At 74.3% G+C, this 22,710-nt stretch carries 22 protein-coding genes and 1 riboswitch; of the genes, 12 read left to right on the top strand and 10 right to left on the bottom strand.

What is annotated here, in order from left to right; genetic code table 11:
- The first annotated feature begins 217 nt into the window (after positions 1 to 217).
- Positions 218 to 940, top strand: coding sequence for a ZIP family metal transporter (locus ACWCRA_RS30845; protein WP_451069135.1), 723 nt, complete (start codon positions 218 to 220; stop codon positions 938 to 940).
- Between the two features lie 83 nt (positions 941 to 1,023).
- Here the strand turns inward: ACWCRA_RS30845 and ACWCRA_RS30840 are convergent, their stop codons facing one another.
- The 7 genes from ACWCRA_RS30840 to ACWCRA_RS30810 form a co-directional block, all read right to left on the bottom strand.
- Complete coding sequence (locus ACWCRA_RS30840; protein ID WP_451069134.1) at positions 1,024 to 2,514, bottom strand: cobyrinate a,c-diamide synthase; 1,491 nt, start codon at positions 2,512 to 2,514, stop codon at positions 1,024 to 1,026.
- Positions 2,508 to 3,107 carry a cob(I)yrinic acid a,c-diamide adenosyltransferase gene (gene cobO, locus ACWCRA_RS30835; RefSeq protein ID WP_351553254.1) on the bottom strand — a complete coding sequence of 200 codons (600 nt, stop codon included), beginning with the start codon at positions 3,105 to 3,107 and terminating at the stop codon, positions 2,508 to 2,510. The genes ACWCRA_RS30840 and cobO overlap by 7 nt, the downstream gene beginning before the upstream one ends.
- The gene (locus ACWCRA_RS30830) at positions 3,107 to 5,191 is read right to left on the bottom strand and encodes a putative cobaltochelatase (protein ID WP_451069133.1); all 2,085 of its coding nucleotides are present in this window, start codon (positions 5,189 to 5,191) and stop codon (positions 3,107 to 3,109) included. The genes cobO and ACWCRA_RS30830 overlap by 1 nt, the downstream gene beginning before the upstream one ends.
- A gap of 115 nt (positions 5,192 to 5,306) precedes the next feature.
- Positions 5,307 to 6,887, bottom strand: a complete 1,581-nt coding sequence (locus tag ACWCRA_RS30825; protein WP_351553259.1) for a cobyric acid synthase — start codon at positions 6,885 to 6,887, stop codon at positions 5,307 to 5,309.
- Positions 6,884 to 7,897: a cobalamin biosynthesis protein gene (locus ACWCRA_RS30820; RefSeq protein WP_351553261.1), complete on the bottom strand. Its 1,014-nt coding sequence runs from the start codon at positions 7,895 to 7,897 to the stop codon at positions 6,884 to 6,886. Before ACWCRA_RS30820 ends, ACWCRA_RS30825 begins: the two co-directional genes overlap by 4 nt.
- A 122-nt stretch (positions 7,898 to 8,019) precedes the next feature.
- Positions 8,020 to 8,158: riboswitch (cobalamin riboswitch) on the bottom strand.
- 186 nt (positions 8,159 to 8,344) lie between these two features.
- On the bottom strand, positions 8,345 to 8,566 hold the full coding sequence (locus tag ACWCRA_RS30815; RefSeq protein WP_351553264.1) for a hypothetical protein: 222 nt from the start codon (positions 8,564 to 8,566) through the stop codon (positions 8,345 to 8,347).
- A 12-nt stretch (positions 8,567 to 8,578) separates the two neighbouring features.
- Positions 8,579 to 9,847, bottom strand: a complete 1,269-nt coding sequence (locus ACWCRA_RS30810) for an inorganic phosphate transporter (RefSeq protein ID WP_351553267.1) — start codon at positions 9,845 to 9,847, stop codon at positions 8,579 to 8,581.
- Positions 9,848 to 10,116: 269 nt separating this feature from the next.
- On the opposite strand from ACWCRA_RS30810, the gene ACWCRA_RS30805 reads away from it, so the two are divergent.
- The 3 genes from ACWCRA_RS30805 (at position 10,117) to ACWCRA_RS30795 (ending at position 13,661) form a co-directional block, all read left to right on the top strand.
- Entirely contained in the window at positions 10,117 to 10,779 is a 663-nt protein-coding gene (locus ACWCRA_RS30805; protein ID WP_351553269.1) for a class II aldolase/adducin family protein, read from the top strand.
- A gap of 133 nt (positions 10,780 to 10,912) precedes the next feature.
- The gene (locus ACWCRA_RS30800; protein ID WP_351553272.1) at positions 10,913 to 12,046 is read left to right on the top strand and encodes an alpha/beta hydrolase; all 1,134 of its coding nucleotides are present in this window, start codon (positions 10,913 to 10,915) and stop codon (positions 12,044 to 12,046) included.
- Between the two features lie 157 nt (positions 12,047 to 12,203).
- Positions 12,204 to 13,661, top strand: a complete 1,458-nt coding sequence (locus ACWCRA_RS30795) for a hypothetical protein (RefSeq protein ID WP_451069132.1) — start codon at positions 12,204 to 12,206, stop codon at positions 13,659 to 13,661.
- Between the two features lie 284 nt (positions 13,662 to 13,945).
- Here the strand turns inward: ACWCRA_RS30795 and ypfJ are convergent, their stop codons facing one another.
- Positions 13,946 to 14,833, bottom strand: coding sequence for a KPN_02809 family neutral zinc metallopeptidase (ypfJ, locus tag ACWCRA_RS30790; RefSeq protein WP_351553275.1), 888 nt, complete (start codon positions 14,831 to 14,833; stop codon positions 13,946 to 13,948).
- 339 nt (positions 14,834 to 15,172) lie between these two features.
- Between ypfJ and ACWCRA_RS30785 the strand changes: the two genes are divergently transcribed.
- From ACWCRA_RS30785 to ACWCRA_RS30775, 3 genes are all read left to right on the top strand, one after another.
- On the top strand, positions 15,173 to 16,771 hold the full coding sequence (locus tag ACWCRA_RS30785; RefSeq protein WP_351553278.1) for an ABC-F family ATP-binding cassette domain-containing protein: 1,599 nt from the start codon (positions 15,173 to 15,175) through the stop codon (positions 16,769 to 16,771).
- A gap of 457 nt (positions 16,772 to 17,228) precedes the next feature.
- Positions 17,229 to 17,450, top strand: a complete 222-nt coding sequence (locus tag ACWCRA_RS30780) for a helix-turn-helix domain-containing protein (protein ID WP_006123601.1) — start codon at positions 17,229 to 17,231, stop codon at positions 17,448 to 17,450.
- 201 nt (positions 17,451 to 17,651) lie between these two features.
- On the top strand, positions 17,652 to 18,455 hold the full coding sequence (locus ACWCRA_RS30775) for an enoyl-CoA hydratase/isomerase family protein (RefSeq protein WP_351553281.1): 804 nt from the start codon (positions 17,652 to 17,654) through the stop codon (positions 18,453 to 18,455).
- A gap of 237 nt (positions 18,456 to 18,692) precedes the next feature.
- On the opposite strand, the gene ACWCRA_RS30770 is transcribed toward ACWCRA_RS30775, so the two are convergent.
- A complete protein-coding gene (locus tag ACWCRA_RS30770) occupies positions 18,693 to 19,421 on the bottom strand; it encodes a hypothetical protein (RefSeq protein WP_351553284.1) in 729 nt (242 codons plus the stop codon).
- A gap of 158 nt (positions 19,422 to 19,579) precedes the next feature.
- Here ACWCRA_RS30770 and ACWCRA_RS30765 point away from each other — a divergent pair, with 158 nt between their 5' ends.
- The 5 genes from ACWCRA_RS30765 to amaP are packed head-to-tail and all read left to right on the top strand — an operon-like array spanning position 19,580 to position 21,898.
- Positions 19,580 to 20,062 (top strand): Asp23/Gls24 family envelope stress response protein, encoded by a 483-nt coding sequence (locus tag ACWCRA_RS30765; RefSeq protein WP_351553286.1) that lies wholly within the window; start codon positions 19,580 to 19,582, stop codon positions 20,060 to 20,062.
- 45 nt (positions 20,063 to 20,107) lie between these two features.
- On the top strand, positions 20,108 to 20,299 hold the full coding sequence (locus ACWCRA_RS30760) for a hypothetical protein (RefSeq protein ID WP_351553289.1): 192 nt from the start codon (positions 20,108 to 20,110) through the stop codon (positions 20,297 to 20,299).
- Positions 20,300 to 20,305: 6 nt separating this feature from the next.
- A complete protein-coding gene (locus ACWCRA_RS30755; RefSeq protein WP_351553292.1) occupies positions 20,306 to 20,692 on the top strand; it encodes an Asp23/Gls24 family envelope stress response protein in 387 nt (128 codons plus the stop codon).
- Entirely contained in the window at positions 20,689 to 21,312 is a 624-nt protein-coding gene (locus ACWCRA_RS30750) for a DUF6286 domain-containing protein (RefSeq protein ID WP_451069131.1), read from the top strand. Before ACWCRA_RS30755 ends, ACWCRA_RS30750 begins: the two co-directional genes overlap by 4 nt.
- A 7-nt stretch (positions 21,313 to 21,319) precedes the next feature.
- Complete coding sequence (gene amaP, locus ACWCRA_RS30745) at positions 21,320 to 21,898, top strand: alkaline shock response membrane anchor protein AmaP (protein ID WP_451069130.1); 579 nt, start codon at positions 21,320 to 21,322, stop codon at positions 21,896 to 21,898.
- A 54-nt stretch (positions 21,899 to 21,952) separates the two neighbouring features.
- Here the strand turns inward: amaP and ACWCRA_RS30740 are convergent, their stop codons facing one another.
- Positions 21,953 to 22,708, bottom strand: coding sequence for an SDR family oxidoreductase (locus ACWCRA_RS30740; protein WP_351553300.1), 756 nt, complete (start codon positions 22,706 to 22,708; stop codon positions 21,953 to 21,955).
- Between the last annotated feature and the right edge of the window lie 2 nt (positions 22,709 to 22,710).

Here is a 22,710-nt window from a genome sequence, read left to right as displayed (position 1 = left end):
CCCTCCGGACGGGGTCCGCAGCAGCACCGCCCACCGCGAGGGGTCCGCCGCACTCCTGGCGATCACCGGCGCCCGCCAGGCGCGGCCGGGGAGCGGCAGCCCAGCGCCCGCACCGGGCTCGGCCATGAGCAGGGGTCCTCTCGCGTCAAACGGGTGAATCGGGCGGGTCTTCCGGCGGAATGTGCGCAGCGCACGGTCAATCCGCTAGCAAGGGCGCATGGCGGTGTTCGTCGCGCTCGGCGCGTTCCTGATGACGCTGTTCGGCGGCTGGACCGCGCAGCGCGTCACCGACCGCAGGCATCTGGTCCTGGGCCTGGCGGGCGGGCTGATGCTCGGGGTGGTCGGCCTGGATCTGCTGCCGGAGGCGCTGGAGGCGGCCGGGCGGCGGGTGTTCGGCGTCCCGCTCGCGCTGCTGCTCTTCGTGGCCGGGTTCCTCGTGGCGCACCTGGTGGAACGGCTGCTCGCGGTGCGCCGGGCCGCCCATGGCGCGGGGGACGAGCGGGCGCCGCAGGTGGGGCTGACAGCGGCGGCGGCGATGGTCGGCCACAGTCTGATGGACGGCGTCGCGATCGGCGCCGCCTTCCAGGTCGGGGATGCGATGGGGCTGACCGTCGCGCTCGCCGTCATCGCCCATGACTTCGCGGACGGCTTCAACACCTACACACTCGCCAGCCTCTACGGCAACACCCGCACCAAGGCCATCGCGATGCTGGTCGCCGACGCCCTCGCGCCGGTCGCCGGCGCCGCGTCGACGCTGCTGGTCACCATCCCGGTGGGGCTCCTCGGCGGCTACCTCGGATTCTTCGGCGGCGCCCTGCTCTATCTCGCGGCGGCCGAGATCCTCCCCGAGGCCCACCACACCCACCCCGCCCGCTCCACCCTGCTGTGCACGGTGGCCGGGGCGGGCTTCATCTGGCTGGTGGTCGGCATCGCCCACTGACCGGGGCGCGGTGGCCCCCGGGATCTCTGCTGAAACGATTCTGCGGAGAGGTGGGACCGGGCTGCCGCCGCCCCGGCGGGCGCTCACCGCGCGCACCACGCCACGAACCGGCGGGCGACCCGGGGATCGGCGGCCCAGTGCGTGTGCAGATAGCTGGCATGCACACCCCGCTGGACGAAACCCTCCACCCGGCGCTGCGGCCGGAGCATCCCCCACGCCGGCACCGGCCCGGCCCCGGGCTCGATCACCGTCCGGTGGAACTCGTGGCCGCGCATCCGGGTCCCGGTGGCCGCCAGGGCGCTGTCGGCCACGGCGACGGCCTCCCGGTAGCCGAGCGTGAGCCGCTCGCCCATCCGGGCATCGGCGTCCAGCACCCCGCACATCGGCTGCCCGTCCAGGGAGCGCGCCAGATACAGCAGCCCCGCGCACTCGGCCGCCACCGGGCCGCCGTTCCGGGCGAATTCGCCCACGACCTTGCGCAGGGCCTCATTGGCGGACAGCTCCGGCGCGTACACCTCGGGGAAGCCTCCGCCTATCACGATCCCTGAGGTGCCCTCGGGCAGTCGCTCGTCCCGCAGCGGGTCGAAGGTCACGACCTCGGCACCGCAGGCCGTGAGCAGTTCCACCTGCTCGGCGTAGGAGAAGGTGAAGGCGGGCCCACCGGCGACGGCGACCACCGGCCGCCGCCCGCCGGCGGGGCTCCGTCCGCCCGTGAACCCCGGCCCGCCGGCGGGCCCGGGCCCGCCCGTGAACCCCGGCCCGCCGACGGACCCCACCGGAAGGCCGAGCCCGTCCGCGTCGGCGGCCCCGGAGGCGGCGGCCCCGGGAACGTCCGCCCCCGCGAGCAGCGCCCCGGCCGCGCTCCACGCCTCGGCACCCAGCGGCGGGGCCGACCGGGCCAGCGCCAGCAGCCCCGCGAGATCGCACCCCTCGCGCACCAGCTCCGCCATCGCCTCCACCGAGGCGACCGCCTCGGCCGCCCGCTCGGCCACCGGCACCAGACCCAGATGCCGTGACGGGGTCGCCACGGCGGCCCGCCGCCGCACCACCCCCAGCACCGGCACACCCACGTCCTCCAGCGCCTCCCGCAGCAGCTCCTCGTGCCGGTCGGACGCCACCTTGTTGAGGATCACGCCCCCGACCCGCACCTCCGGGTCCCACGACAGAAAACCGTGCACCAGCGCCGCCACCGACCGGGACTGCGAGGACGCGTCCACCACCAGCACCACCGGCGCCCGCAGCAGCTTCGCCAGCTGCGCCGTCGACGCCAGCTCACCCGCCCCCGCCGCGCCGTCGTACATCCCCATCACCCCCTCGACCACGGCCAGATCACAGCCCGCCGAGCCCCGGGCGAAGAGCGGGGCCATCAGCTCCGTACCGCAGAGATAGGCGTCGAGATTCCGCCCCGGACGGCCGGTCGCGAGCGCGTGGTAGCCGGGGTCGATGTAGTCGGGGCCCACCTTGTGCGGGGAGACGGCCAGACCCGACGCGGCGAAAGCCGCCATCAGGCCCGTCGCGACGGTGGTCTTGCCGCTGCCCGACGACGGCGCGGCGATGACGAGACGTGCTACCACTCGATGCCCCGCTGCCCCTTCTGACCGGCGTCCATCGGGTGCTTGACCTTGGTCATCTCGGTCACCAGATCCGCGAAGCCGAGCAGCTCCGCCGGGGCGTTCCGGCCGGTGATCACCACATGCTGGTTGCCCGGGCGGTCGCGCAGCACCGAGATCACCTCCGCCGTGTCGACCCAGCCCCAGTGCAGGGGGTAGGCGAACTCGTCGAGGACGTACAGCTTGTAGGTCTCCGCGGCCAGATCCCGTTTGACCTGCTCCCAGCCCTCCCGGGCCGCCTCCTCATTGCTGAACTGCCGATCGCGCTGCACCCACGACCAGCCCTCGCCCATCTTGTACCAGTCGACCGCGCCGCCCTCGCCGGACGCCCCCAGCACCTTCAGCGCGTTCTCCTCGCCGACCTTCCACTTCGCCGACTTGACGAACTGGAACACCCCGATCGGCCACCCCTGGTTCCAGGCGCGCAGCGCGAGCCCGAACGCCGCCGTCGACTTCCCCTTGCCGGTCCCCGTGTGCACGAAGACCAGCGGACGGTTGCGCCGCTGACGTGTGGTGAGCCCGTCGTCCGGTACGACGGACGGCTGTCCCTGTGGCATTACGCGGCCTTTCTGTCGGCACCGGCGGACCGGACGCTCTTGACCAGGCCGGCGATGGCGTCGGCCCGCAACTCGTCGAGGGTGACGGCCTGCCCCTGGAGGTCGGCCGCGAGGGTTCCCGCGAGGCCCAGCCGGATCGGGCCGGACTCGCAGTCCACCACGATCGCGGCCGTGCCCCCGGCGGCGTGCAGCCGGGCGGCACGCGACGCCAGCCCCACCGGATCGGGGCCGCCCGTCGCCCGCCCGTCGGTCACCACCACCATCAGCGGGCGGCGCGCGGGATCGCGCATCCGCTCCACCCGCAGCACGTCATGGGCCTTCAGCAGCCCGGCGGCCAGCGGGGTCCGCCCGCCGGTCGGCAGCTGATCCAGCCGGGCCGCCGCCGCGTCCACCGAGGACGTCGGCGGCAGCGCCACCTCCGCCTCCTTGCCGCGGAAGGTCACCAGACCCACCTTGTCCCGGCGCTGATAGGCGTCCAGCAGCAGCGACAGCACGGCGCCCTTGACCGCGCCCATCCGCTGCCGGGCCGCCATCGACCCCGAGGCGTCCACCACGAACAGCACCAGATTGGACTCGCGCCCCTCCCGGGCCGCCTGCCGCAGATCGTCCCGCCGGACCACCAGACCCGGTCCGCTGCGGCCCCGCGCCCGCTGGTGCGGGGCGGCGGCCTGCACGGTCGCCGCCAGATGCAGCTTGGTGAGCTGTCCCCGGGGGCGCCGGGCGCCCGTGGTGCGGCCGTGCTCGGCCCGGGAGCGCGACCGCCGCCCCGCGGCGCCCTCGCCCATCCCCGGCACGCTCAGCATCTTCGTACGGAACGGCTCACCGGCCCCGACCGGGCGCTGCTCCCGGCCCGCGCCCCCGGCGGCACTCCCCTCCTCCGGCTCCCGCCGCTCGGGCGCGCCGCCCTGGGACGGCAGCTCCGGGCCACCGGTCCCGGGGGTCTCGGGGGTCTCGGGGGTCTCCCGGGGAGGCTGTCCGCCGCCGTCCGGTCCGCCGCCGGGGCCGTTGTCCGGTCCGCCGCCGGGACCGTTGCCGGGGTCGGGGTCGGGGTCGGGGTCCGGGTCGGGGTCGTCCTCGGCGGACTCCTCCAGGGTCCGGTCGAGCTTCTCCTCGTCCAGACCGGGCGCGTCGAAGGGGTTGCGCCGCCGCCGGTGGGGGAGGGCCAGCAGCGCGGCCTGCCGCACATCCTCGGCGAGGACCTCCGACCGCCCGGCCCACGCGGCCAGCGCGGTGGCGGTGCGCGCCATCACGATGTCGGCGCGCATCCCGTCCACCTCGAACGCCGCGCAGGTCGCCGCGATCTGCCGGAGCACACCATCGCCCAGCCGCACCCCGGGCAGCAGCTTCCGCGCCGCCAGAACGCGCTCCCGCAGCGCGCTCTCCTCGTCCGCCCAGCCGGCCGCGAAGGCCGCCGGGTCGTCGTCGTAGGCCAGCCGCCGCCGCACCACGTCGACCCGCTGGTCCGGCTCCCGGGAAGCGGCCACCTCCACCGTCAGACCGAACCGGTCCAGCAACTGCGGGCGCAGCTCGCCCTCCTCCGGGTTCATCGTGCCCACCAGCAGGAACCGCGCGGCGTGCCGCACCGACACCCCCTCGCGCTCCACATAGGAGGCCCCCATGGCGGCGGCGTCCAGCAGCACATCGACCAGGTGGTCGTGGAGGAGATTCACCTCGTCCACATAGAGGATGCCCCGGTGCGCGTCGGCCAGCAGACCCGGCTCGAAGGCCTTCACCCCCTCCGACAGGGCCCGTTCGATGTCGAGCGCGCCCACGAGCCGGTCCTCGGACGCGCCGATGGGCAGCTCCACCATCCGCGCCGGCCGCGCCGTGCCCCCGCCGGCCTCGTGCGGCCCGTCGGGGCAGACCGGATCGGGGGCGGCGGGATCGCAGGAGAACCGGCAGCCCGCCACCACCTCCACCTCCGGTATCAGCGCCGACAGGGCCCGTACGGCGGTGGACTTGGCGGTCCCCTTCTCGCCGCGCACCAGCACCCCGCCGACCCGCGGCGACACCGCGTTGAGCAGCAGCGCCAGCCGGAGGTCGTCCTGCCCTACGACGGCGGTGAAGGGGTAGGGCGTGCTCATGCGGTCTCCTCGGTCGGCTCTGACGGATACGACAGATACGGCGGGTGGGGCGCGTACGGTGACGGGCACGGGCGGGGTGGGGCGACCGGCCCTCCGGCGGCGGGCGGCACGGTGTTCATACGGGCGCTCCAGGTCGTCCGGGCGCTCGGACCGCTTCCCGGGCCGGGGGCTCGGGGGGCGCTCCGGGCGCGATGAAGGGAAGGCCGGCGGGCGCGCCCCGCTCGATCAGCCGCAGGAGGGCGTCCGTGTCCGCGTGTTCCTCGATGAGGTCGCCGAGCCGGTCGAGCTGCTCCTCGCGCAGCGCGCCGAACGACGTGTCCGGAGCGGGCACGAAGCGCCGGCCGGTGGCGCTCGCGACCCGGCTCAGGAACCGCCGCCGGAAGCCGTCGCTCTCCAGGGAGCCGTGCCAGTGGGTGCCCCACACCTCACCGACCCGGCAGCCGCTCAGAAAGGCCTCGCCGCCCAGCACCTCGGCGACGCCATGGTGGATCTCATACCCCTCCACCCGCTCGCCGAGCGCCGTGCCCGTCGGCCTCGCAAGGGTCTTCTCGGCCGCGAACCGCACCCGTACGGGCAGCAGCCCCAGACCGGTCACGGAACCCGCCCGCGACTCGACCTCGTCCTCGATGTGCTCACCGAGCAACTGGAAACCGCCGCAGATCCCCAGCACCGGACGGCCCTCGGCCGCCCTGCGCAGAAGCTCCCGCGCCAGCCCCCGCTCCCTCAGCCACTCCAACGCGCGGACCGTGCCCCGCGTTCCCGGCACGATCACCAGATCCGCGTCGGCCAACTCCTCGGGCCGGTCCGCGAATCGCACGATCACCCCCGGCTCGGCGGCCAGCGCGTCCACATCGGTGAAATTGGACATCAGCGGCACCGCGCACACCGCGACCCGCAGCACATCGGCCCCGACCGGCGGCGCCACCGCCGACTCGCGCACCGTCCCGCGCAGCGAGACCCGCAGCCCGTCCTCCTCGTCGATGCCCAGCCCGTGCGCGTACGGCAGCACCCCGTACGTCCGCCGCCCGGTGAGCCCGTGGAGCATGTCGAGACCCGGCTCCAGCAGCGACACATCGCCCCGGAACTTATTGACCAGATATCCCGCCACCAGCCGCTGGTCCTCGGCGCTCAGCAGCGCCGTCGTACCGAAGAAGGAGGCGAAGACCCCGCCCCGGTCGATGTCCCCGACGACCAGCACCGGAAGCCGGGCGGCGCGGGCGATGCCCATGTTCACGATGTCGGTGCGCCGCAGATTGATCTCGGCCGGGCTGCCCGCCCCCTCGCAGATCACCGCGTCGTAGCTGCCCCGCAGCTCCTCCAGGCACTCCATGACCGGCCCGAACAGCGCTTCCTGCCGCCCCCCGTGGTAGCCGCGCGCGCTCAGCTCGCCCACCGGCCTGCCCATCAGCACCACCTGGCTGCTGCGGTCGCCGCCGGGCTTGAGCAGCACCGGGTTCATCAGCGCGGTCGGCTCGACCCGGGCCGCCTGCGCCTGCATCGCCTGCGCCCGGCCGATCTCCGCGCCCTCGCGGGTCACAAACGAGTTGAGCGACATGTTCTGCCCCTTGAAGGGGGCCACCTTCACGCCCTGGCGCACAAGCCAGCGGCAGATGCCCGCCGTGACCACGCTCTTGCCCGCGTCGGACGTCGTCCCGGCGACGAGCAGGCCGCCTCCGGTGCGCCTTCCCGTGCTCATCCGTCTCCTCCCGCTCGCGGCGCCGGTGCGCCGGACCCCCGCTGAATCCCCGTCACGGCCCGCCGCAGCAACGGCCGTGCCACCACGCTCGTGGCGAGCGCCAGCAGCCCCACCCGGCGCGACAGCCGCACCGCCCGTTCGATGTCGGCGACCTCCACGGGCCGCCCCGCGCCATGGAGCACGGGCCGGTGCTCGACCCGGCCGCCGTAGGACAGGGTGCCGCCGATACGCACCCCGAGCGCCCCCGCGAACGCGGCCTCCACCGGGCCCGCGTTGGGGCTGGGGTGCCGGTGCGCGTCCTGGCGCCACGCCCGGACGGCTCCCCGCGCGTCCCCGCCCGCGAGCACGGCGAGCCCGGCCGTCAGCCGGGCCCCCGGCCAGCCGGCCAGATCGTCCAGCCGCGCCGACGCCCAGCCGAACCGCCGGTGGCGCGGGGAGCGGTGCCCCACCATCGCGTCCAGGGTGTTGACCGCGCGGAACCCCACCAGGCCCGGCACCCCCGCCACCGCCCCCCACACCAGGGCGCCGACGACCGCGTCGGAGGTGTTCTCGGCCACGGACTCCACCACGGCCCGGGCGATCTGGCCCTCGTCCAGGAACTGCGGATCGCGCCCGCACAGATGCGGCAGCCGCGCGCGGGCCCGCTCCACGTCGCCGGCCGCGAGCGCGGCACCGATGGTCCTGGCCTCCCGGCCCAGCGAGGTGCCGCCCACGACGGTCCAGGTGGCGGCGGCGGTCAGGGCGAGGGAGAGCGCGGGCGCCCCCCGGGTGCCGCGCGCGAGGAGGTGCGCGGCCGCGGCGGCGCCTCCGGCGCACACGGCGGTGTGCAGAGCGCCCCACCCCCGGTGGTCGCGCCAGAGAACCCGCTCCACCGCGCCCGCGGCCCGTCCGAACGCGGCGACGGGATGGCCCCGGCGGGGATCGCCGAGCAGCAGGTCACCGAGGAGGCCGGCCCCGGCGCCGTACGCGAAAACGCGGTCGGCACGGTTCAGTACACGGTCGGCACGCATCGATTCAGGCCGGGGTTCCGCTCCGGACCGGCCGGGGCGGGCAGATCCTTCTCGGAGTCGGGGCAGGGTCGTGGCCGCGGCCGGGCATGGCGATATGTCCTCACTCAGGGTGTCCGCGCCCTGGTTCGACGTGATCGGCGGCGAGAGTTCCTGGCTCCCGGGACTCCTCCCGGTGACAGTGGCGGGACCGCGCCGGATTCGCACCGGCTTCCTCTGCTGCCGCCGTAATGGCCCCGGCAGTCCACCACGCTGTGAGAACAGCCGTCAACCTGCCGTTGACCTGCGAAGGGGCACTGTGCTGAGCCCCACACCCGGGGAGCGCCGCGCTGCTCGTCCCGGACCCGGGACGGCAGACGGCCGGGCCGGTCGTCCCTGAGGATGACCGGCCCGGCCGTCTGCCGTCGATGAGCGCGGAGAGCCCGGACCGCGCGCGGTCCGGGCCCGCCGTCAGGTGACGATCAGATAGATCCCGTAGGTGATGGCCGCCACGCAGAGCGCGAAGCAGGTGTACGCACCGGTGCGCGCCAGCGCCACGGAGCCGCCGCCGCCGGAGGCCGTCGCCTGCTTGCTCATGCCGATGATGCCGAGGGTGAACAGGCCCACCAGAACGACGGTGGCCACGAGGCTCACACCGAAAACGGAGCCGAGAGCTGCCCAGTCGATTTTCATGCTGATCTGTCCTTACACCGCGGCCGGGCTGGCCGGGCCGGATTCGGGGGCGGCGGCCGGGGAGGCCGCGATGGTGGTCTTGAGGCCGTCCTGCGCCGGGGTGCCGGCCGGGGGCACGGTGACGGCGGCCATGGCGTTGGTCACCACACCGGCCTCGCCGGTCTCGCTGTCCACATCGGCGCCGGTGTCGTTGACGTTGGTGTGGTCGATGACCTGGCGGCGGGAGTAGAGCCAGATCGCGGCCGAGGAGGCGACCAGGAAGACCGCGACCACGGCGACACCCCAGTCGCCCTGCTTGGTCACGTACTCCGAGAGGGCGGCGACCAGACCGGCGGCGGGCAGGGTCAGACCCCAGGCCACGAACATCCGGGTGGCGGTGGACCAGCGGACCACACCGCCCTTGCGGCCGAGGCCCGCACCCATCACGGCGCCGGAGCACGAGTGCGTGGTGGAGAGCGAGAAGCCCAGGTTGGAGGAGGCGAGGATGACGCTGGCCGCGCTGGACTGGGCGGCGAAGCCCTGCTGGGGCTGGAGGTCGGTCAGGCCCTTGCCCATGGTCCGGATGATGCGCCAGCCGCCGAGGTAGGTGCCGAGGGCGATGGCCACACCGGCGGAGACGATGACCCACATGGGGGGGTTGGAGCCGGGGTTGAGGATGCCGCCGGTCACCAGGGCCAGCGTGATGATGCCCATCGTCTTCTGGGCGTCATTGGTGCCGTGCGCCAGCGAGACCAGGCCCGCCGAGGCGATCTGGCCCACCCGGTAGCCCTTCGCGGTGGACTTCGGGTCGGCGTTCTGGCCGAGCTTGTACGTCAGCCTGGAGGCGAGGTACGCGCCGATACCGGCGACCAGCGGAGCCGCGATGGCCGGGATCAGCACCTTGGTGACGACGGTGCCGCCGTTGACGCCGCTGAACCCGACCGACGCGATGGTGGCGCCGATCAGACCGCCCATGAGGGCGTGCGAGGAACTGGACGGCAGGCCGACCAGCCACGTCAGGAGATTCCAGAGGATGGCGCCGACGAGCGCCGCGAAGATCACTTCTGGTGTTATGCCTGCCTCGTTGACGATGCCGCTGGAGATCGTCTTGGCGACCTCCACCGACAGGAACGCGCCGACGAGGTTGAGCACGGCGGACATCGCCACCGCGGACTTGGGCTTCATGGCGCCGGTCGAGATGGTCGTCGCCATCGCGTTGGCCGTGTCGTGGAAACCGTTCGTGAAATCGAACACGAGAGCCGTCACGATCACAATCGCGAGCAGCAGCGTGATGTGTTCCATTTACCCAGGCAATCTATGGACGTCAGTGGCCCGGTGAACGTAAGTAACCTGAGTGAACGGAAGGTGAACTGGGACCGGCATCGGGGTGTCCCCAAGTGAGGTTTTTGGCTCCGGTTTCGGTCTGCAGGGGCTGGATGGGCTTCTGGGGCCGGGGACACGTCCCGCGAAGTGGCTTTCATCACCCTTTTGGATAATCTGACTGATCCTCCCCTCCGTCCCCCGGCGGTGGCCCTCTGTAATCGGAGAGCGCCGCCTGACAGGATCGCCGCATGACCGAACAGGTGTCGCAGAAAGCGATCGACGAGGCGTGGCGGAACGTCGTGGCCACCGCCCGCAGAACGGCCGCGGAAGGTCTGGTGGTGGGGACGTCGGGCAATGTCTCCGCCCGGGTCGGAGAGCTCGTCCTCGTCACTCCCAGCGGTGTCCCCTACGACCGTCTCACCCCCGGGGACGCCATAGCCGTCGACCTCGGCGGACAGCAGGTTCTCGGCCATCTCCGGCCCACCAGCGAGCTGCCGCTCCATCTGGAGGTCTACCGGCACACCGACGCCCGCGCCGTGGTCCACACCCACGCCGTCCACGCCACGGCCGTCTCCACCCTCGTACCGGAGCTGCCACCGGTCCACTACATGGCCGCCGCGCTCGGCGGACCCGTCCGGGTCGCCCCGTACGCCCTCTACGGCACCGAGGCCCTGGCCCGGAACATGCTCGCCGCCCTCGACGGGCGCACCGCCTGTCTGCTGCGCAACCACGGGACCGTCGCCCACGGACAGAGCCTGGACCAGGCGTACGACCGCACCGCCCAGCTGGAGTGGATGTGCCGGCTCTGGCTGACCGCGGCCGCCGTGCCCGGCCACACCCCCTCCCTGCTCACCGCCGCCGAGCTGGAGGAGGCCGCCGAACAGTTCCGGGGGTACGGCCAGCGGCGCTGACGTGCTCCCCGCCCCTGTCCCGGCCCCCCGGGCCCTGCCCGCCGGCCCCCGCCGGCCCCGCCCCCGCACGGCCCCGGACACGGGCGGGGGCCGTCCGCTGGCAGCACCCCACCACCGCGCCGACACTGGAACGGTGCGCCCGGCTACAGCGGCGGCAACGGCCGTCACCTCCCTGATCGGCGTCGGCACGGCCGCGTTCCTGGCCGGCCGCTACGCGAGCGACGCGGTGCTCAGACCCGCCCCCGGGCGGCCCCTTCCGGGGGAGCGGCGGCTCACCGTCCACTCCACCGGCGCGGGCCGGGTGACGCTCACCCGCAGCCTCTCATCGCGCCGCCCCGGCACCTACGGACTCGACGGGCCCGGCGGCGTCCACGCCATCGTCGGCCCCGTGCTCGACGAGACCCCGCCGTCCGCCGACACCGTCGTGCGCCGGCTGGAGGGCGTCGGCTCCGGCGGCCTGGAACCCGGTGCCAGGGTGCGGCTGACCCCGCAGCTCCACACCGGGGACCCGACGACCGCGCTCGGCATCCCCCACACCGATGTCACCGTCCCCGGTGAGCTGGGCCCGCTGCCCGCCTGGTCCGTGCCCGGCCCCCGGGGGACCTGGGTCATCGCCGTGCACGGCCTGGGAACCACCCGCGAGCACCCCATGAACCTGCTTCCGTTTCTCCATCGGCGACGCATCCCGGTGCTCGGGGTCGGCTACCGGGGCGACCCCGACGCGCCCCGGCCTCCCGACGGTCTCGGACACCTCGGCGACGCCGAGTGGCGGGACCTGGACGCCGCGCTCCGCTTCGCCGTCGCCGCCGGTGCCCGCGACGTCGTCCTGTACGGCTGGTCCACCGGCGCCACCATGGCGCTGCACACCGCCTGCGACTCCGCCCTGCGCGACCGGATCAAGGGGCTGGTGCTCGACTCCCCGGTCCTGGACAAGGACGCCACCCTGCGCGCCCTGGCCGCCGCCCGGCACACCCCCGCCCCGTTGCTGCCCCTCGCGGTCAGAGCCGCCCGGGGCAGGGCGGGGCTCTACAACGGGAGGCGCCCCGCGGTGACCGCGGACCCCGGCGCGCTCACCACCCCCACCCTGATCTTCCACGGCCCCGGCGACACCCTCGCCCCCTGGGGCCCCTCCCGCGAACTCGCCGCCCGCCGCCCCGAACTCGTCCACCTCCACACCGTCCGCGACGCCCCGCACGCGGCCATGTGGAACGCCGACCCCGCGCGGTACGAGGAAGCCCTGCGCCGCTTTCTCACCCCCCTGATGTGACCGGGCCCGCGCAGACGGCCCATCGTGACGCGGCCCTGTCAGGGAGGCCCGCACCCCCGGCGGGCCCCGCCCGCGCCCGGGCGCCGCGGCCCCGCCAACCCCGTCCCCGCCAGGTTCCGTTTGGGCTTTCGGGCTGTCAGCGGGAAGACTGCTCCCTGTGACGTCCCGAAAGCCTGATGAGCAATTGGCGCGCAACTCCAGACTCCGTCTTGTCCGGCCGCGTCCGCTGGCCACCGCCCGGCGGGCGGTGACGACCCGGCGCACCCGGTCGGCCCCACGGCCACCCGAGGGCACTCCGCCCCCCGCGGAACTGGCCCGCCAGGCGAGGGAGGTCCTCGCCGACGCCGTGCGGATCGCCCGCTGGGCGGCCGTCGAACGGGACCCGGGCTCCACCCCGCTGGCCGCCCCCGCCCGCGAGCGGGCCGCCGCCGCGCTCGGCCTCACCCCGGCCCAGGTGCGCGCCGGATGGGACCGGGCCCGCCTGGCCGGCCTGGTCGAACTGCACGGCGGCACCGCGCGCCCCGGCTGGCGGCTGCGCGCCTGGGACCGCGACGACATGGCCGTGCTGCGCGGCTGGGTGGCCCTCTTCGACGCCTGGTCGCTGGCGCACCCGGCGCCCGGCGACGTCGCGCCCACCGCCGTGGCGGAGGTCGTGGAGGCCGTGCCCCAGCTCCTCTCCCTGCTCCAGCTCTCGGCCGGGCCCGTGCTGGTGCCCGCCCTCCTCGATCTGCTGGAGCAGCGGGTGGAGGAGCTGCGCGAGGAACGCTGCGAGGTCCCCTACGGCCCCCAGTCCCAGCCACTGCCGATGGGCGGCCACGGCCCGTCGTCCGGCGGGCCGGCGGCCGGCGAACCGGTACCCGTGGTGACCGAGGTGCCCGCGTCCCCTCCCGGCACCGTCGCGTCCCTCCTGGACTGGGCGCTCGACGGCCTCGCCGCCGTGGGCGCGCTCACCCTCGACCGGGGCCGCTCCGCCACCCTGACCCCGCTCGGCAACTGGGCGGTCTGGGTCAAGCTGGAGCAGATCTGCGTCGCCGCCCAGAGCCCCGCCGGCAATATCGAACAGCCCGCCGACGACATGCTGCGCGGCTGTGCCCGGCTGACCCCCGGGCCCGCCCGCGCCGAGTACCGCGCCTGGCTGGCCGCCCGCACCGTCTCCAGCGCGGTGACCGAGCTGCTGGCCGTCGCCCGCGGCGAGGACGCCCTGCTGCGCGGGCTCGCCTTCGAGGCGCTGCGGGTCGTGGGCGCGCCCGCCGAGGCGGAGGTCCGGGCGGTGGCCTCGGAGCCCTCCCTGCGTCCGTACGCCCTCCTGTGGCTCGCGGAGTACGAGGGGGCGGACCCCGAGGACGCCCAGGACGTGCTGACCCGTGAGGAGGCCACCTGGCTCTGGGTGGACACCGCCGCCGCCGTCGCCGACCACGGCGAGCCCCAGCTGCTGCTGCGCCACCTCGACTCGGCGGTCCAGGGCACGGTCCCGGCCCTCCTGGAGGAGGTCAGGGCCGGCGGGCACCCGCGCACCGTCCAGGTCCTGGTGGCCCTCGCGGCGGCGCACCCGGACCCGGCCCTCGCGAAGGCCGTGCGCCGGGCCGCGTTCCAGGTCCACACCGGAGGCGCCTAGGCCGTCTCTTCCGGATCAGGCCGACTCTTCCGGATCGTGCCGGGCTCGCGGACCCTGGTGCCGCCGCACCGCGCCTCGCCGCGTTGCCGTCGGTCGCCGGCGCTCCGCGTGGGTTCGGTCCGCCGCCTCGCGATGCGCGGCACCGGACCCCGCTCACCGATCCGGCGTGATCCGGTCCGATCCGAAAGAAACTCCCTCAGCCCCGGACCCGGCGGGGGCGCGCTCCGGCCGCCCCCGCCGGACGGCCCGGCCCGCAGGGGCGGCCCGGGAGGCCGAGGGGGAGGTCAGGCGAAGGTGTCGCAGCGCGCCATGTCCCCGGTCCGGTACCCGGTGTCGAACCACCGCTGCCGCTGCGCCGCCGATCCATGGGTCCAGGTCTCCGGTGTCACCCGTCCCTGGAACCGCTCCTGGATTCTGTCGTCCCCCACCGCCGCCGCGGCGTCCAGGCCGTCCGCGATGTCCACCTCGGAGAGCCCCGTCAGCAGCGGGCGTCCGCCGCGCTCGTCGGGCGTCGTCGTCGCGTGGTGCGCCCACACCCCCGCGTAGCAGTCGGCCTGCAGCTCCACCCGTACCGCGCCGCTCCCTGCCCCCCGCCGCCCGTCCCCGGCCCGGCCCAGCGTCCCCATCAGGTTCTGCACATGGTGGCCGTACTCGTGCGCCACCACATACGCCTCCGAGAACGGGCCGCCGCCCGACCCGAAGGTGGTCCGCAGCTCGTCGAAGAAGCCGAGATCCAGATAGACCTGCCGGTCGCCGGGGCAGTAGAACGGTCCCACCGCCGAGGTCGCCGCCCCGCACGCGGTGGTCACCCGGCCGCTGAACATCACCGTCCGGGCATCCGCGTACCGCCCCTGCCGCCGGGGGAACTCCGCCCGCCAGAAGTCCTGCACGCTGTTGACCACCCCGACGATCCGGCAGTCCTGCCGGGCGTTGGCGTCCGCCCCCGAGCGGCACGCGGTGTCCACCTCGGCCTGTGACGCCACGGTCGCGGTCGGCCCGGGGTCGCTCGCGGAGAGCCCGAGCCGATCGGGGCCGACCCCGAGGAGGAGCCCCAGGATCAGCGCGATCACCCCCGCGACACCGCCGCCCACGGCGGCCCCGCCGGGCCTCCGGCCGCCCCGCACATCCCTGACCTCGGATGTGTCCAGACCGGCGTCGTCGTCGAACTGCATGGGCCACCGCCCTCGGTCCGTCCGCCGGCTTCCGCCGGCCGTTCCCGGTGTGCGGCGGCAGCCCGCCGCCCTGGGCCGAGTATCGGGCAACCGGAGATGGATCGCCCCTTTTGTCGGGCGTTTCGGGGGGACGGCCCCGCCGCCCCGAAGGCTCCGCCACCCCGACTGCCCCGCCACCCGGCGACCCCTCCGCGCCGCCCGTCTCCGCTCCGGGCCGCCAAACCACTTGCAGCCCACCGTTAGACTGGCCCTCATGGCCATTCTCCTTGCGCATTAGACGGCGTCGCAGCCCGAAACCCCCCGTCCTTCCGCCGTCCCACACCGCCCTGGAGTCTGTCCGTGATCACCGCTTCCGGTATCGAGCTGCGCGCCGGCGCCCGCATCCTCATCGAGTCCGCCTCCTTCCGTATCGCCAAGGGCGACCGGGTCGGCCTGGTGGGCCGCAACGGAGCGGGCAAGACCACCCTCACCAAGTGCCTGGCCGGCGAGGGCGTCCCCGCCGCCGGCACCATCACCCGCTCCGGCGAGGTGGGCTACCTCCCGCAGGACCCCCGCACCGGCGACCTCGACGCCCTCGCCCGGGACCGCATCCTCTCCGCCCGTGAGCTGGACTCCGTGCTCCGGAAGATGCGCGAGAACGAGGACCGGATGGCGAACGGCAAGGGCGCCACCCGCGAGAAGGCCATGAAGAAGTACGAGCGGCTGGAGACCGAGTTCCTCACCAAGGGCGGGTACGCCGCCGAGGCCGAGGCCGCCACCATCGCCGCCGCGCTCGGGCTGCCCGACCGGGTGCTCGGCCAGCCCCTGCACACCCTCTCCGGCGGTCAGCGCCGCCGGGTCGAGCTGGCCCGCATCCTCTTCTCGGACGCCGACACCCTTCTCCTGGACGAGCCGACCAACCACCTCGACGCCGACTCCATCGTCTGGCTGCGCGACTATCTGAAGACCTACCGCGGCGGCTTCATCGTCATCTCCCACGATGTCGACCTGGTCGAGACCGTTGTCAACAAGGTCTTCTACCTGGACGCCAACCGGTCCGTCATCGACGTCTACAACATGGGCTGGAAGCTCTACCAGCAGCAGCGCGAGGCCGACGAGAAGCGCCGCAGGCGCGAGCGCCAGAACGCCGAGAAGAAGGCCGCCGCCCTCAACTCCCAGGCCGACAAGATGCGCGCCAAGGCGACCAAGACCGTCGCGGCCCAGAACATGGCCAAGCGCGCCGAGCGGCTGCTCGCCGGACTGGAGGAGGTGCGGGCCGCCGACAAGGTCGCCAAGCTCCGCTTCCCCGAGCCCGCGCCCTGCGGCCGGACCCCGCTCACCGCCGAGGGCCTCTCGAAGTCCTATGGCTCACTGGAGATCTTCACCGATGTGGACCTCGCGGTCGACAAGGGCTCCCGGGTCGTCATCCTCGGCCTCAACGGCGCGGGCAAGACCACCCTGCTGCGGCTGCTCGCCGGGGTCGAGAAGCCGGACACCGGTCAGGTCACCCCGGGCCACGGCCTCAAGCTCGGCTACTACGCCCAGGAGCACGAGACGCTCGACCCCAGCCGCACGGTCCTGGAGAACATGCGCTCGTCGGCACCCGATCTCGATCTGGTCGAGGTGCGCAAGACCCTCGGTTCGTTCCTGTTCTCCGGCGACGACGTGAACAAGCCCGCCGGGGTGCTCTCCGGTGGTGAGAAGACCCGGCTGGCCCTGGCGACCCTGGTCGTCTCCTCGGCCAATGTGCTCCTCCTCGACGAGCCCACCAACAACCTCGACCCCGCCAGCCGCGAGGAGATCCTCGGCGCGCTGCGCACCTACAAGGGCGCGGTCATCCTCGTCACCCACGACGAGGGGGCCGTCACCGCGCTGGAGCCGGAGCGGATCATTCTGCTGCCCGACGGTGTCGAGGACCTGTGGGGCGCGGACTACGCGGACCTGGTGGCCCTCGCCTGATCCGGGTCCGCTGTCCGGGCCTGTCGGCCGGGACGCCGGCCGGGCCCCGGGCTCTCCGGGGTCCGGTACGCGCCGGGGCCCTGGTCCGCGCCGGGGGTGCGGCGCCGGGTGCGCCGACCCGGCGAGCGCACTGATCCACTCCCTATGGATCATTCGGCTCAGGGGTGATCCATCATCTGAGTGAGGGCGTCTCGTACCGAGAGCGGTACCCGCCTCATGATCACCTCGACCCCCCTCCTCGGGGCCCTCGGGGGCCTACCGTCGCTGACCTGGTCTTTTCCCTGGCCGCCCGGGAGCGGCCGGGTTCTGCCCGGTCGCGGAATGAATCATTCCGGTGACGGTTGCCGTATGCCGTGCCACGAAGGTCCTCCCACGGACCTTGCCGAATGGGTGGCCAGGAAGGGCGCAAGGGGTGATCATGAGAAGTCCAGAGCGCACTTCCCATGAGGAGGCACGGGTGGCCGAGACTCTGAAGAAGGGCAGCCGGGTTACCGGCGCCGCGCGCGACAAGCTCGCGGCAGACCTGAAGAAGAAATACGACTCCGGTGCGAGCATTCGGGCGCTGGCCGAAGAGACCGGTCGCTCCTATGGATTCGTCCATCGGATGCTGAGCGAGTCCGGAGTCACGCTACGGGGACGCGGCGGAGCGACGCGAGGCAAGAAAGCCGCTTCGGCCTGAGGTCCTGACTCCGAGGACCAGGGCTCCCCAACGGTTCACGATGTGTCCGCCCGGCCGGCTCCAACCGGTCGGCCGGGCAGACACCGCAGTCCGGCCGCTGTCGGCCGGCCATCCGACGATGGCCGGTTGAGGGTGGTTACTGGTCGGTCGCTTAGCTAGTCTGCGACTGCACCGACACTGCACCCGAACCGGAGGCGCCCCATGGCTTCGCCCGTATCCGCGAGCGATCCCCTGCTGGACCAGGACGGCGTACGTCTCACCGTCGACTCCGCGGTCGCCACGGTGACCCTGACCCATCCGGACAAGCGCAATGCCCAGTCCCCTGCGCTGTGGCGGGCACTCGCGCTGGCCGGCCGGTCGCTTCCGGGCACCGTGCGGATCGTGGTGCTGCGCGGGGAGGGCAAGTCCTTCTCCGCCGGGCTCGACCGGCAGGCGTTCACTCCGGAGGGCTTCGACGGCGAGCCGTCGTTCCTCGATCTGGCGCGTGGTTCCGACACGGACCTCGACACCGCCATCGCCGAGTACCAGGAGGCATTCACCTGGTGGCACCGGAGTGATCTGCTCACCATCGCCGCCGTACAGGGCCATGCGATCGGTGCCGGATTCCAGCTCGCCCTCGCCTGCGATCTCCGGGTCGTGGCGCGGGACGCGCAGTTCGCCATGCGCGAGACGGGCCTCGGACTCGTCCCCGACCTCGGGGGCACCGGGCCCCTGGTCGCGCTGGTCGGCTATGCCCGCGCGCTGGAGATCTGTGTCACCGGCCGTTTCGTCCACGCGGACGAGGCCGAGCGCACCGGCCTCGCCAATCTCGTGGTGCCCGGCGCCGAGCTGGACGACGCGGTACGGGATCTGACCGCCGCGCTCCTCGCCGCGCCGCGTGACGCCGTGATCGAGACCAAGGCGCTGCTCCAGGGGGCCACCGGCCGCTCGTACGACGACCAGCGCGCCGCCGAACGCGCGGCCCAGGCCCGCCGTCTCCGCGATCTCGCGGGCCTCGGCGACTGAGGAGCCCGCACGCAGGACGGCCCCGGGGAGGCCCCGGGGCCGGGCCCGGGGGCCGGGTGAGGTTCCAAGCCCAGGCATGGCGGCCGGGGGAGGTCCCAAGCCCAGGCACGGCGGCCCGGGGGAGGCCCGGGCCCAGGTGCCCGAGGGGCGGGGAGGCTCAGGCACCCGGCCCTGTTCGCTGTTCCGGGCCGTTCCGGGCCGTTCCGGGCCGTTTCGGGCTGATCCGGAGGGAAGCCCCTACCCCGACACCCCGGTGACCACCACCGCCACCGGGCCGCCGTCCGGGAGGGCCGCCGATACCGCGCTCCGTACCGCTCGCACCACCGTCGGCGGGTGGTGTCCGGGCGACGTCGCCAGCTCCACCCGGACATGGTCGGGGGCGAGCCGTACCGCCGCTCCCAGAGCGGCCGTCAGCCGGGCGACCCCCGGGACCCCGGTGGCCGCCGCCGCGACCCGAGCCGAAGGGCCCTCCGCCACCGCCTCCGGGAGGTTCGGACCCGGTGTCTCCCCGGGCCGTACCCCGGGTGGGGGAGTGCCCCGCACCTTTTCCCCCGCGCCCCCGGCCCGGCCGGTCTCCCCGGGCTCCACCAGCGCCGTGACCCGCAGATCCACCTCCCGGACCGCGAGGCCCAGGGTGTCGATCGCGGCCGAGAACAGCGCCTCGCGCAGCGTCGCCGCGACGGCGGGCAGCGGCCGGTCCGCCGTCGCGGCGAACTCGGCCTCCACCCGGAGCGGGCCCGGCGGCAGCGCGCTCGGCGGCGCGGGAACGGCGGGGGCGCCCGCGCGCGCCGGATCGGCGAGCGCCAGCCGCACCTTCCCCGGCTCCACCCCCGCGATCTCCACGGCCGCGCGCCGCAGCACCGCCACGGCCGCCTCCTCGGTCAGCCAGGCCCCGTCCGCGGCCTCGCCCAGCGGCAGCAGTCTGCCGAGGCCCAGCCGCCGTCGTACCGCATCAGCAGTGGTCATTGCCCCAGCCTGCCCCATCCCCGGGGCGGAAGAGCGCAACCGCACTTAATGTGGGCTACAGGGTGTCCTCGGGATCACCCATGAGCCCGGTGTGATCCGTCACGCACCCCGGGCACGGCCTGGACATCCCGGAGCAATCCCGGAAAGGACACAAGGCGATGACCGAAAGAACCGGCAGTGACCCCTCCGGCTCGGGCGACGAGCCGAGGGAACCGAAGAAGTCGCCGTTCGGCAAGCGCGGTGGCGGGGACCCCGGTTCCCGGGGCCGCACCACCATCGCCGACGGCGTGGTGGAGAAGATCGCCGGACTGGCCGCCCGCGATGTGCTCGGTGTGCACGCCATGGGCAGCGGGCTCTCCCGCACCTTCGGCGCGGTCCGCGACCGGGTGCCGGGCGGCAACAAGTCCAATGCCACCCGTGGGGTGAAGGCCGAGGTCGGGGAGGTGCAGACCGCCCTGGACCTGGAGATCGTCGTCGACTACGGAGTCTCCATCGCCGATGTCGCCCGCGCGGTCCGGGAGAACGTGATCTCCGCCGTGGAGCGGATGACGGGCCTGGAGGTCGTCGAGGTCAATATCGCGGTCAGCGATGTGAAACTGCCCGAGGACGAAGAGGACGAGCCCGAGCCGCGCCTTCAGTGATCCGCGGTTCCGGTTCCGGACCCCTGTCCCAGTAGAGGAGCTCAGATGAGCATGGCTGTGGTCGGCATGGTGGCCGGCATGGCACTCGGCTTCGCCGGGTACTTCGGCGGCTTCGGCGCGTTTCTGCTGATCGCCGCACTCGGCGCGGTCGGGTTCGTGGTCGGCCGCTTCCTGGAGGGCGATCTCGATGTCGGCGATCTCTTCCGCGGTCGCGAGCGCGGCGACCGGCGGCGGTGACGCGGAGTGCCCACGGAGCACGACGGCGGCGAGGACCCCGGCGGGCGCCCCGGTGAGCGGGTCGCGGCGGCGGACCGGGGCGCGACCGTCATCGCCGACCGGGTCGTCGCGAAGATCGCCGCACAGGCGGCCCGCGAGGCGATCGGGACCGTACCGGAGGGCGGCCGGGCCCCGCACGCGACGGTCGTGGTGCGCCACGACGCCGCCCGGGTGCGGATCAGCCTCGACCTGGACTACCCCGGCGACATCGGGGGGCAGTGCGGCGCGGTGCGCCGCCGGGTCACCGAACGGGTCGGGACCCTCGCCGGAATGACCGTGCCCGAGGTGTCGGTCCTGGTCGAACAGCTCCACTCGCCCCACACCCGGGGCGCCGCGGGCGGGAGAATCCGATGAGCGCCCCCACCGCGCCGCCCGCCGGTCCCTCCCCCGCCACCGAGCCGTTCCTGGTGCCGGCCCACAAGAAGATGCAGGGCGGACGCTTCTGGTCCGTGCGCCGGCTCCCGGCCGCGCTGCTCGCCCTGGTGGTGCTCGGCGGTGCGGGCCTGCTGCTCTACGACATCGTGGCGGTACGGGCGGACCGGCCGGCCATGCAGTGGCGGCGCGACGCCGCGGACCACCTCGCCCGCTGGCGTCTCGACGAGACCTGGGTGCTCGCGGTCGCGGCGGCGCTCGCCCTTCTCGGCCTCTGGCTGATCCTCCTCGCCCTCACCCCGGGGCTGCGCCGGCTGCTGCCGATGCGCCGTCACGACTCGTCCGTACGGGCGTGTCTCACCCGGGAGGCGGCGGGGCAGGTGCTGCGGGACCGGGCGATGGAGGTCCCCGGGGTGCGCTCCGCCCGGGTGCGGACGGGCCGGCGCAAGGTCTCGGTGCGGGCCCGCTCCCACTTCCGCGAACTCGACGACGTACGCGCCGATCTGGACCGGGCGCTCGGTACGGCGCTCACCGAACTCGGCCTCGCCAAACCGCTGTCCCTGGCGGTACGGGTGTCCCGGCCACCGGTCAAGAAGGGGTGACCCGCGCATGCTCTCGGTCGTCAATCGTGTGCTGCTCGGTCTGGCGGGGCTGGTGCTGACCGCGGTGGGGGGCGCGGTGCTCGCCGCCGGCACCGGTCTCTCCGTACCGTCCTGGTGGCCCTGGTACGGACCCCGGGATGTGCTGCTGAGGACGGCGGACCGGGTGCGGTGGCGCGACGAGAGCTGGTGGTGGCCCGCGGTGATCGGCGGGCTGGCGGTCCTGGTGCTGCTCGCGCTCTGGCTCCTCCTCGCGCAGTTGCGCCGGCGCAGGCTGAGCGAGGTGCTGGTGGACAGCGGCGACGGCGAGGGGGCACGGCTGCGGGGGCGGGCGCTGGAAGGGGCCCTGGAAGGGGAGGCGGGGGCGCTGGAAGGGGTCGAGCGGGCACGGGTGAGGCTGACGGGGAGACGGGGCGAGCCGGTGGCGAGGGTGGGGCTGGTGCTGGAGCCGCACGCCTCGCCGGCGCGGACGCTGGAGCGCCTCACCTCGGAGGCGGTGGCGCACGCCCGCGACTCGGCGTCCCTCCCGGCCCTCCCCACGGAGGCCCGTCTGACATCCCCCAAGCACCACCCCCACCGGGTGACCTGACTCCCGCGCGGGCCGGACCCCGCACCGAGGGGGCCGGGAAGCGGCCCGGCGGGGTCAGAAGCCGTGGCGGGCGCCGCCGTCCACCGGCACCATCACCCCCGTCAGATACGACGCCCCCGGCGACAGCAGAAACGCCGCCACCCTCCCGAACTCCTCCGGCGCCCCGTACCTCCGCAGCGGAATCCGCGACTCGTTCCCCGCCCTGGCCCCCTCCGCGTCCCCGGACAGCGCGTCCAGCTCCCGCACCCGGTCCGTGTCGATCCGTGCCGGCAGCAGCCCCACCACCCGGATTCCGCGCGGGCCCACCTCGTCCGCGAGGGACTTCGCGAATCCGGCGAGGCCCGGCCGCAGGCCGTTGGAGATCGTCAGCCCCGGGATCGGCTCGTGGACCGAGGCGGAGAGCACCAACCCGATCACCCCGCCCTCGCCCAGCTCCGCGGCGGCGGTGCGGGCCATCCGCACCGCCCCCAGGAACACCGACTCGAACGCCGCCCGCCACTGCTCGTCCGTGTTGTCCGCGGCCGACCCCGGGGCCGGGCCGCCCACGCTGATCAGCACTCCGTCGAACCGCCCGAAGTGGGCGCGGGCCGCCGCGATCAGCCGTTCCGCCGCGGACGGGTCGGCGTTGTCCACCGCCACACCGACGGCGTCGGGGCCGAGCGCCCCCGCGGCGTCCGTCACGGTCTTCTCGTCCCGCCCGGAGACGACCACCTTCGCCCCGTCGGCGACCAGCGCCTTCGCCGAGGCGTTGCCCAGCCCGCGCGAGCCGCCGGTGACCACATAGACACGATCCCTCAGTCCAAGATCCATGC

The organism is Streptomyces sp. NPDC001889 (assembly GCF_053594535.1).
The sequence above is the reverse complement of the archived record's forward strand: the minus strand, read 5'-3'. Positions and strand labels throughout refer to the sequence as shown.